The sequence below is a fragment of the Candidatus Omnitrophota bacterium genome, from assembly GCA_014728045.1.
In the GTDB taxonomy this organism is placed as follows: domain Bacteria; phylum Omnitrophota; class Gorgyraeia; order Tantalellales; family Tantalellaceae; genus WJMH01.
In genome coordinates this window covers 58,874-70,406 of the sequence record WJMH01000017.1, presented here as the reverse complement: position 1 = coordinate 70,406, position 11,533 = coordinate 58,874, and the positions used below count along the sequence as shown (strand labels likewise).

General features: G+C 53.1%; 1 protein-coding gene (only partly in view). It reads right to left on the bottom strand.

Features of this window, described 5'->3' with window-relative positions; genetic code table 11:
* Nucleotides 1-608 precede the first annotated feature (608 nt).
* Nucleotides 609-11,533 carry the 3' portion of a hypothetical protein gene (locus tag GF409_06560; protein MBD3426877.1) on the bottom strand. Its footprint extends 20,719 nt past the window's final position, so the window shows 10,925 of its 31,644 coding nt (coding positions 20,720-31,644); its start codon lies beyond the right edge, outside the window; it ends in the stop codon at nt 609-611.

The window sequence follows — 11,533 nt, the reverse complement described above, 5'->3', positions numbered from 1 at the left end:
AAAGGCCTGATTACTGTAATACTTATTTAAGCGTTTAACTTTCTCAGATAACACGAAGCCATACCCTTTATCTTTCGAAAACCCCGTAAAAAGGTATGGCACTGACTTTTTGTTATGTTAATTCGTTCTATAATATGATAACACATACCATCCTAAAATCAATGGGTATTTCTGGCTATTTTATGTTTAACATATTTAAGTAATTTATATATATTTTATAGATGTCATCGTATTAAAGATATAAGTTTTTTAGATTTTTTAAATACTAACTTTGGCCTGTTTTAAGCTCTTTTAAGGTCTTTGCCGATTTAAGAGATAGAATCCCCCCTAAAGTCTTATAATTTAAGCTCTTAAGGCCCCTGGAGGGCCTCAGAGACTATTCCGGGAGGTATTGCGCGGGGTCTTTTTTCTCGGAAGGAATTAAAAAAAAAGGCCCTACCCGCTAAGGGGAGGGCCTTTTCCTGGTGCTTTGTGAAGATGCTTATGCAGGAAGGTGTTTTTTTGCATTTCACATCTTTCCCTACACCTTTTTTGTTATCTAGCCCCTACCTGGTCTCCTTTCCTTTATGTTTATCTGTATACTTACCCAAACCGTATCACAAAGCCGATTACGCCGCTATGAGTATAGTACGTATCCTTTGCTCGTATTCGCGCATCTCTTTCATGTCCACCGGTTCCACCTTCGGCAGGTAATTGAACAGGTTGTATCTCTCCACCTGATCAAGCTTTCCGTCTATTCCCGTAAGCGGTTTCTGGTCGTTATTGGACATGATCTCTATGGTCATCTTGTACAGCTGGCTGACAAGACCCTCTTCCATCTGCACCAGGAGAAGACGGTCCTCCCTGTCCAGGCTGAGTATGTCCATCGCGCCCGGGCTCTCAAGGTCCACTATCTCACTTCTTGCGCCTATGGCCACCGAATTGGCACGGACGGCCAGATCGGTCATCTCACGGACCATTTCCAGCATTTCTTCCGGCGTCAGGATCTGTTCCTGTTCAATGAACCTTATCCTGTCCCTTTCAACGTACCCGTCAAGCCCCGTCGCTTCCATGTACTCATCCAGCTCCTCCTCAACGGCGGAATTGCGGATAAGCACTATATCCTGTACCGGGTCGTCCTCGGGACCTACCACTTCCAGCACCTGGCGGCGCTCCCTTATGGAATCGGCGAGCATCCTCATGTCACCGGCGCTCTCTATAGCGGTCACCACGTAGTGCCTTTCGCCGCTGAGATCCTTTTTACCTCTTAGAGCGTTCATCTTATCCAGGGCTTCGGATGTGTATTTGACACTGTACTTCTCGTAAATGTTATGCAGCCTGAGGTCGTATATGCTCTTTTCGGTGATCCTGTAAGAACCCATCTCCGGCAACAGCCTTGCTAGGATGACCGTCACGTTCTTCAGCTCGTCCAGACTCCGCGCTCTTTTAACGTTCTCCGGAGTAAGTTCGGCAATGTGCGGGAACATAAGTTCAATGATATCCCTCTTTGTCTTTTCGGCGAACTCCTTGACCGCGGACTTGAGCTCTTCCTTATTGAATTCATCCGCCGTAACGTCAAGAATAGCTGATACGGTCTTTTCTCCGCGCGTTTTCTTGTCCAGCTCCTCTATCATCTCCTCACTGGTCTTGCTGTCAATGGCGATGATCTTCGCGCCGGTCTCTCTTTCGAGCTCCCTCACGCCCCTGAAGCCCAGCAGATCGAATATTTCGGAGGGCGCTCCCACTGCCACGGTGAATTCTCCCAGAAGTTCGTCCACGCTTTTTTCCGTATCAGGAACTACTTCTTTTTTCTTCATTTCGACAATGGTCACCTTGAAGGCATTTTCTATCTTCTTATCGGGAGTCGAGTCGATAATTTCCTCCATTGCCCGCGCAGCCCAGTTAATATCCCTCTCTCTGCCGGACAGGGTCATCATGAATTCCTGCCCTTGTTCGGCGCCCATGGTCATGCCGGCAATGGCCCTGTATTCCTGCCCGGCGGAAAGACCGCTGGCCAGAACAGCTTTTACCTGGGCTTTCTTGAGGACCTTCTCAAGAAGAACCGCGGGCCTCATATGCAGCCCCAGAGTATTGGTAACTTCGATGCTGAAAGTGCCCTCGGCTTCGGCATCGGTGCCTTGTGGCTCTATGCGCTCGTAGGCGGTATCAATGAACTCATCCTGCTTGCCTGCAATTAATAGTGCAGCAAGTGATCCTTCAGGCGGACCCGCACTCTCCGGGGCCAGCTCTTTGGTTTCGGCCTCGGCGGCTATCTCTTCTTCATAAACCTCTTCCGCCGGCATCATCCTGTTAAGTACAAGCTGTATCTGCTCGGACACCCACTCTCCCTTGTAGGTCTCCTTGAGACCCCTTAAATAAGTGGCCGCCTGCTCCCGCACGTCCCTGGGAACATCCTCCTCTTCAAGAAGATATCTCTTCGCCAGGCTGAGGACCCTTGCGGCAACGCTTCTTGGCGAATCGTTCATCACGCTGGCGGAGGTCATGTTGCTGACGCCCTTCTGGTAATCACCAAGCCTGAAAGCGCTTTCGGCGAAATCCAGCTTCCCCAAGTGCGGCATCGGTATCCTCTTAAGATCAGCGTATTCCGAAACATATTTTCTTACATTTCCGGCCAAAGGAGTATCCCCCAGATAACCCAGCGACGGGACAAGCACCCAGCCGTACATGTTACCCGTGGATATGACCCTTTTGATCCTGTTCAGGTGATCTTCAGTGAGTTTCTGCCTGTTCTCGGCAATTTTCAGAACCTGGTTAAGGTACATCGAGGCGATCACTCTTTTTGCGATAGCACTCGGCATATTGCGCTGAAGGTCGGCTTCACTCATACCGGACTTCAACTGCCCGACCAGCCCGTCCACGTCCCCCGTCCTGCGCATCTGGTCAAGAGACCTCAGTTCGGCATCGGAAATAAGCGGCAGAAAGTCCTTGTATAACGGAGCGTACATGCTGGTCGCTTCCAGTGTCAGGAGCATCTCCGGAACTGTCCTGGACTGGACTATGTATATCTCTCCCTTGGGGGTGTATACCCATTCCACGTCCTGTGTCCAGTTGAAGAACATATCCTCTATTTTCATTCCCAGTGACGCCAGCTTGTCGACCAGTCCAGACCAGAACACTTCCGAGTGAGCTTCCTCGGCGGTAACGTCCACCGCCTTGAAATGACCGCTCTGGTCTATTAAGAGTTTCCTGCCGGCCTGGGAATACTTGTTAACTATATCGACCTCGCCGGTGACCTTGTTCACCAGAGCCTTTGCCGGTTCACCCCGGCCAGAGACCACGGCCCCGAGTCCAAATCCGGCTTTGATCTCTATCACACCTTTATTCCTGTCAACCGGCTCGTAAGTGTTCATGGTACCGGAAAGAAGGGGCGTTTCGATGCTGTGAGCGACCCCCGCTGAAACAGCCGGGACCTGGAGTATGACGCCCGCATAGACATCCTTATCCTCAACCCCGTATTCAAGTCTCATGTCCACCGCGGATTCCGAATATTTCTGGGCGATGACCCGTTTAACGGCCTCGATTATCTGTTCGTCCGTGCGAACCTCAAGCATTTCATCGTTATCGGGATATGACTCGTACTGACCCGCCGCGCTCGCCTCGGGAAGATCCTCGAAGTTATAGGAGGACCTTACATAGAAGGATGTGTTGCCGTACTGATCCTTCAGCTCGTTAGCCGCGGCGAGAATAATCCTTCTCAGTTCGGCGGGCATTTCGGCACCTATGATCATTTTCCTTATGCTCGCGAGTTTCTCGCGGTCGGCGGACGTTATCTTATCGGGCGATTTCATTTTGCCCGTAGCCGGATCCATCATTATGTCTTCGGCAATCTCCGCTATCCTGCTCTCCAGCGTGTTACCCTCTTCGTCAACAGGACTCTTCATGAAAGCGTCACTGAAAGCGAAGGTGAGCGCGCTCCCCGGCGGGATATTATCGCGCAGTCCGTTATTGACCATATGACCGAGATTGGAGGCCTTGGGACCAACCCTGTTCAAATAGAATATATCCACGTCCTCCAGTCCGTATACCATCTCTGAATCGGGTCCTATTGACGCCGGGGGTACCGTGACGGTCTTTGCCGGCGGAGTGCGCCTGTATGATTCCTTGTGCTTGATCTCGTCCTCATGGGCAAGGCGTAACCTCGCGACACCATCCCTGTCCACCCTGAACATGCACTCTTCGCCTTCGAACTGTTTAAGGTACTCCACAGCGTTGGGGATTATCGCAAGCGGAATAGCCTGTGAGCGTGCCACGGCAAGCGAATGGCCTTCACCGCCGATACTGGTGATGATTCCCCTGCCTTTTATTCGGGGGATCCTCTTGTCCATATAAGGAAAGACCCATATCTCGTCGCCTGTCGCCTGGCTGAACCTCTCTTCCATTTCCTGAAGGTTGTCGATGACATGCAGTATTCCAACGGCCTGGCCCTGCTCCTGGCCCTGGAGATTATACACTCCGTATTCCGCCAGATAACTGTTGAGCACTTCGTCTATGTTCATTTCATCGGCCATCTCGAGGAAGGTGTTGATCTCGTCATTGCTGGAAACCTTCTCGGACACTTCATCTTCACGGCCGATCAGAAGACTTATCTGGAAATTGATCGTGCCCCACTGTTCTGCCGCCATGTCGTAATCCCTGTCGGCTATACTTGACTTAAAGCCCTCGAGGTTGTCTATTATCTGCTGGAACGCCCCGATATCGCCTATTTCTTTCATGGCGGTTTCGATGAGGCGCTTCATCCTGTCCACTTCTTCCATCTCAAAGGCGAACTGCTTGTCCAGTTTCTCGATCACTTCACGCATGACCGCGTCGATCTCTTCCCTGACCGGACCCGACATGGCTATTTCGTTGAGAAGCCCCTGGACCTGCGGTGTATGTTCTCCGCTGGGATACGCTTTACCCGCGTGCACGTGCCAGAAATAATACAGAAGCACCGCGCGCCTTATCTGCTGGCTGAGAGCCGGCAGAAGAACATCCTCTATCGGCATGCCTTCAAAGAAAGCCCTGGTCATGTATATGGCCTGCGCGCGTCCTTCACGGGTACCGGAGAAAGCGACCTGCCATTTACGGCCGTCACATGTCAGAAGATGCGGATGTTTCGCCGCGAGGCTGTCCGGGCTGGGCTCGACCAGATACAGCTGGAACTTGCCCAGCAGGTCTTTGTTATTGGCTATGAACTGCCTGAAGGCCTTGTGCCTGGCGCTGGTGTTTATCTCGTTCAACCTGTCGTTCATGACCTGCACATTGGCTGAAGCGTTCTCGCCGCGGCCTTTTATCTCGAAGTTACCTTCCGCGTCAAGACCGACAAGGACATACCTATTTCCCTCGAAGACGTCGTCACGCACGCGTTTTTCCGAATGCGTCTTGCGGTATGTCTGATCATTGGTCCCCGCCGCTCCCAGGTCCATGGGGTAATCATCAAGCGATACGGATTTGGGCACAATATCAGCCATGGTAACACCCCACCTGAGTCCCACGCGGTAAGCGAGCGACTTGATGAACCTCTTTATCCTGGGCCCCAGACCCGTACCCATTATGATACCCGCCATAATCGCCCCAAGCACTATCGCCCCGAGAAGCACCGGATCAAGGTTCAGTATCGGCCCGGCAAAAGCGAACGCTCCTTCGCCGGCAAAGGCGCTTCTTGGCGTGAACGCGAGCACCGCACCGGAGAGGATCCCCGCCCTGAGCGGCGAGATATGCGGAAGGAATCTTGGCATGAGCTCAACGACCTCAATAGAGACCACGTTCCCGCTCTGGTCATACTCGATGGTCCTGGCCAGGTTCTGCCTGTCAGCGTCGGAATAGCATCTCTGTATCTTCACGACATCGGTATCCGCCCAGTACTCGTATTCGAAAGCTATCTCGCCCTCCGCGTTAGCCGCGGAAAGTACATTAACATCAACCCTGCCGGAGGTATCGTAATGATAGTAAACGTTGCCCTGTTCATCCGCCTCGGTTAGCGTCTGGGACTCGACCTGTCCGTCTTCGTAAAAGGTGATCTCTTTTATGACCTGCGAAGTATCGAGGTCACTGATGACCTTCTTCTGGATCCTTTCGTCGTTGGCATCCGCGGTATAGTAGGTAATATCCGTTACGGTGTTATCAGCCGTGTCGGTGACCTTCGAAAGACGCCCGTACCATGTCCCCGTATCCGGGTCCTGGTGGGTCATTTCATCGTTGAATAAATACGTTATGCCATCCGCACCGGTAGTGCTCTTGAGGTTGCCGGAAACGTAATAATCGTATACGGCCACGCCCACGTTATCGACTACCCGGATAAGGTTGCCCGCCTCGTTGAAATAGAGGCTCCTGTCCGGCAGGTCATACTCGGGGTCCACGCCCAGGGGATCCGACAGAAGTGACGGGTCGGTGTATTCATGCTTTACGCTTACAGTATCGGTATCCGGATGATATTCGACGAGCGTGAGTGCATCCCCCACAAGGGCGATCACCATCCTGCCTATGTCCCCGTAGAAAGGCAGGTTCTCGTAGTAATAGGTCACGTTATCGAGCGGCCTTTCTATCATGGACGGAAGACCCGGCGAGGAAGTGTCGGATGTCGGGTGATACGTCAGTATCTCCGTGATCTGACCCGCCGTCTCGCGTATCTTCTCGAACCTTCTGAGGTCATTATGGTCCTCCGGATAGGGATTGGTGTGGCTTATCGAATCTGTCCAGTTATCTGTGTAATTATCGACCTGGTAAAGCCTGCCGGTGGTCTTGCCGATAGTGGCCGGCTCGTCCCTGAAATAATATTTCACGTGTTTGCCGTAAAGCTCGTGGCTCTCGGCAACATCGGTCTCGGCGGGTTTCTCTATGGTCTTGACGAAACCGGAATCCCAGTAAGTAACGGTCATGCTCGTGTCGTAAACGAAGTATTCCACCTGCTCCCAACCGTTGGTCTGAGTATCGACGTTCCTCTCCTCGCCATGGGTATTGTAGATCCAGTGCATGTACTTCTCGGCGTCTTTGAGACCCGCCAGAAGATCATCCCCCGCGGAGACCTGGTAGATACCCCTGTAGGTCGTCTTTCTCACCTGACCGGGGTGGTCCACGCCGTCCCAGCTGTTCCATTCGTAAAGAGTGTACTCTCCCACGGATGAATCAAAATAAACAAGAAGCCTGCCGTAGTTAAGTCCGTCGCCAAGATCAGTAGCATCATATTCGGCTATATCCATGCCCGAAGAAGTCGCCTGCTGGGTCCTCTTGATCCAGCCGAAATCCTGGTCGGAAAGACCCTCGTAACGTTCGATGATCTCGATGGGCTCATCCCCGGCCAGATATGCCTCCTCCGAGGCCCATATCGTCTGGACCCTGATCTGGGGCACGGTATCCTCCGTCTCGCGCGGGTAGTATTCGTAAAGGTTGTATCTGCCGTCCGGGGTGATAAGGTAGTTCATCCTGCCGTAGTCGTCGAACGCCTCGGGAGTATGCCTGCCGTAATCGTTATCGTTCCTGCGCTCAATGAGCTGGCCTTCATCGGCTCCCTGGTTCCAGTACTCGGTGTGAACGTACCCGGTATCCTGATAATACGTCACCCACCTGTCCCCGACCTGGTTAGGCGGAAAATTGTCACCCGTTTCAACCTCTTCATCAAGACCGCATCCGGCAACGAGAGCCGCCAGAAACACGGCTACCACCACCGGCCTCAACAGTTTTTTCCCGCATAAAAGCGATAACCCCACGCTCACGGTCCATAAAGCGGCTTTTACCATCGCGCCTGCCGTCCGATAGGCCGCCGAAAGTACCGGATGTATAATACTATAGGCCATGACCACCGGAAGCAGGGTACCCTGGACCATATATAACCCTGCGTGTGAGGAGATACCCCTAAGATGCAGAAGTTCATGGAAATAATAAAGTCTCTGCACCGCTTCGGGACGCCTTGCCATCTCGACCTTGTCAACGTAAAGCTCCCCGTCCTTTACATAGGCTATCTCTTCGACGCCCGCCTCTGCCGCGCGCGCCCGTTCAAAGGGCTCTATAAGACCTTCTTCGCGGCCCAGGACTCTTGCGGTCCGCGCGATAATCCCGTATTTGAGGTCTAATGCCTGAAGACCGTATATCGTCGCAACGGATGCCAGGGCATATCCGGCCAGGACGGCAACGCGCACGTCACCGGCCAGGGCCAATACCGCGGCCGTACCAATACCGTAGAAAATCGCAGCAAGAGCCGATGAAACCCAAGAAATGTTCTTTCTGGCGCCCGTGTCGGGCCTGGGCTCGAGAGAGACCGATATCAGATCCCTGGCCTCGCCTATTACCCCTTCGCTCGTCCTTTCATTGGCCACGACCAGGCAGTTCGGGAATTCGGTTTTGATCCTAGCGGCGACTTCGGGATCCACTTTACCTCTCGCGTGAAGAACAAAACGCAGCCTGCTTCCGGCCAGGGGCTTTATCTTGTTCAGAAGCCACTGGAGGTTCTCCGCGTTGAAATCCCTGGGTATATACATCTCAAGCTGAACCTGGTCATAGACCGTATCGCTGAGCCCGCCTTCTTCCTCAGGCGCGGCAACACCGCCGGCTATGGCCATGGCCCACTGCAGATTATCTATGTCCACGCGTACTTTCAGCGTGACTTCGCCGATCTTCTTCTTAAGGTCCATGAAGCTTTTGATCACTTCCTCGTTACTGTTAACTATCCAGCTGCTCGCGTCGGGCCTGATCTTATTGCCGCCGGATGTAAGACCCCTGAGGTCGGCTTCATCTGCTACTATGGCTGTCTCCGGAGCTTCTTCGGCGTATTCGGCCACGTAATCGCCTCTTACCCGGAGGAACAGAGAAAGCAGCTCTTCCAGGCTCTTCCTGTAATCTCTGGCGTCCCACAGACTGTCCCTGGACAGGATCTCGTTCACAAGGGCCATGTCTATAAGCGCGAACTCGAGCCTTAGACCGGTTTTCCTGGCCATATCGAAAAGCGCGACAAGATCCGCCTCCAGATCCTTTATCCGGTCCTCCGCGGGTAAAAACCCGAAATGCACCCTTACCGCTTCGCAGCCTTTTGTCTTCAGGTTCTCGAACTCGTTCTCTACCGTGCCGATATTATCGGTGATCGAACCATTTACGAAAGCGTTAACCTTAACTGGTTTACCGTCCCTCATTTTCTCTATGACAGTGGGCATTTCCCATCTTGCCACCGCACCGAACGCTTCGGGCTCGCTGGTGAACCCTTCCGGTTCGGGACCTATTTTCACCTTCTCAACAGGCGGTATGTCCGCTATAACTTCCTCTTCCACCGGAACGGCCTCCACCTTTTCGGAAACCGCCTCTTCGGGAACGCCCTGAGCGGTCTTCAGAACGAGCATGGGCGCTTTTACCCCCGGCAGTAACACGGTAAGCCATTCCGAGATCGAAGCGGGCTTTTCAAATCCGTATTCTGAGTCCCTCCAGAAAATAACGCCGCCGTATCCCATCTCTCTTGCGCGGTCGAGTATGAGCCTGACGTTGCGCGGCGACATCTTCATGCCGCTTCCGTCCATGTCCCTCTGACCGGCTTCACCGATAATAACAGGTTTTGTCTCGCTTATCTCAGAAGCCGCCTTGCGGAAGACGGGCACGCCCTTTTCGTAGATATGGAACTGCAGTATGTCGATAGCGGCTACGTCCGACCAGTGCTCTATGAGTGTCTGCTGGTTCTTACTGCCCACGGTCACTTTCCCGCCCCTGGCGTGTATCTTTTCCGCGAGCATCTGAACATACCTCTTCACGTAAACGACCATCCTCTGGTCGGGACAGCCTTCGGGTTCGTTGAAAAGGTCCCATGCGTAGATACCCGGATGCGCCCAGTATTCGCCGAGAACATTCTCAAGCTCCCGTACCACTCTCAACCGGCTTACGGCATCCTTCAGAAGCACGGGGTTCTCACCCACGACCGTATCGCCCTCTTTTTCGACATTGTCCGCAAGTTCGAAACTGAAAAGCGTCGGCATCACCCTGAGGTTCGGGTATTCAGCCCTCACTTCTTCCAGAACCTCGAAGAAAGCCTTGATATCCGCCGCGACCTTGTCATCAAAACCGGTGAACCTTCCATTGTCGTCGGTCCGGACACCCGCGCGGGCGTCACCGAAGAAGGACTGCACCCTTACGAGGTTTGCCCCGCCGGAGGCGAGACCGGTCAGCTGCTCGCGCAGCTTCTTGCGCCCTTCCGGCGTTGAATAACCGTCGTGCTTACCCTCCCATTCGCCGACATCATGGAAAGAACCGAGTATGTTGGCGCCGACGTTACGGGCGAATTCCTTTTTAGGCAGAACTTTGGGGCCGAACGCCTTACCCACGGTCTCTGACATGTCCACCCTCGGCAATATGCGCGGGGCCTTTATCCTCAGGACCCCCGAAGTCGGTCTTACCAGATCGTTACTGATGATAACCTTCCAGGATTTTGTGGCGGAAGGATTATATACCCTCGGACCGGGGATTATTATCCCCGCGGGCATTTCAGGCCTGCTGTATACACTGGTATCTTTGCCGTCAAGAATATCCCGACCTCTTTTATTCTCCGGCCTGGGCACGAAGTACAGTTTGGATTCAGCGCCACCCTGGTAACCGGGCTCGTCGAATATCGGTCGCGGGTTTCCCTGCTCGTCATAAGCTTTAACGGTAAGATGACTGCCCCTGAAATCATCACGCGATTGCTCGGGAATAAAGACTTCGAAGGCAAGCTCTTTCATCTCCTGCATGTTCATGGGCCTGGTGAGCTCGATAAGGACCTCTACGGTACCCCTTCCTCCCACAACGTTCATCCCGTCCATGGACGCGCGGATCTCGATCGTTCCGTCATCAAGGCGCCTTACGCTGCTTCCCGGAGCTCCGCTTACCAGACGCACCGTTGAATTCGTCTCATCGAGCGGCATGATCTCGGACTCGTTTATACCGAACATCCTGCAGTAAACATCCAGCCTGCCCAGGCGCGCAAAGATCTGCTGCAGGTGCTGGGTAAAATACTCATAGTCCCATTTGTCCTTACCCTGTTCGACATAGGTCCTGCGCAGGTTATCCGTGTAAACCCTAAGTATGTTGAACAGCCTTTTGGCCCTGTCTTCCTGGCCGATGTGCACATACTGTTCATACTGGTCCGCAACTGCTATCATAAAGCCTCTCATATCCCCGCGGCGGGAACGTTCTTCTTCTATAAGCCGTTCGAGCTGCTCATCGGTAAGAGAGACCACTCCGTTGGTGTAGTTCTCTATCGTCATCTCGGTAACCACTCTTTCCCTCGCGTCCTTTATCTTGGCGCGGTCATAATAGGTATTAAGACCGAGTATGGCGAACCACGGAAGGATCAGAAGAAGCATCAGTATGGGCCCCTGGAATCTGCTCCATGTCACCGCCTGTTTGTAGCGGGTGCCCAGTGTCGCTTTCTCACCCATGCGCAGCTTGACCACCGAAGTCCTCCCCCTGGTCCAATAACCCTCGTTACTGTACCCGGGAAAGAAAGACCTCTGCATATTCTGGAAAGATGGTATGACCATGTGGTTGTAATAATGTATCATTGCCGGTATGCGCACGAAATATCCCAGCATGTGAAGCGGCATGC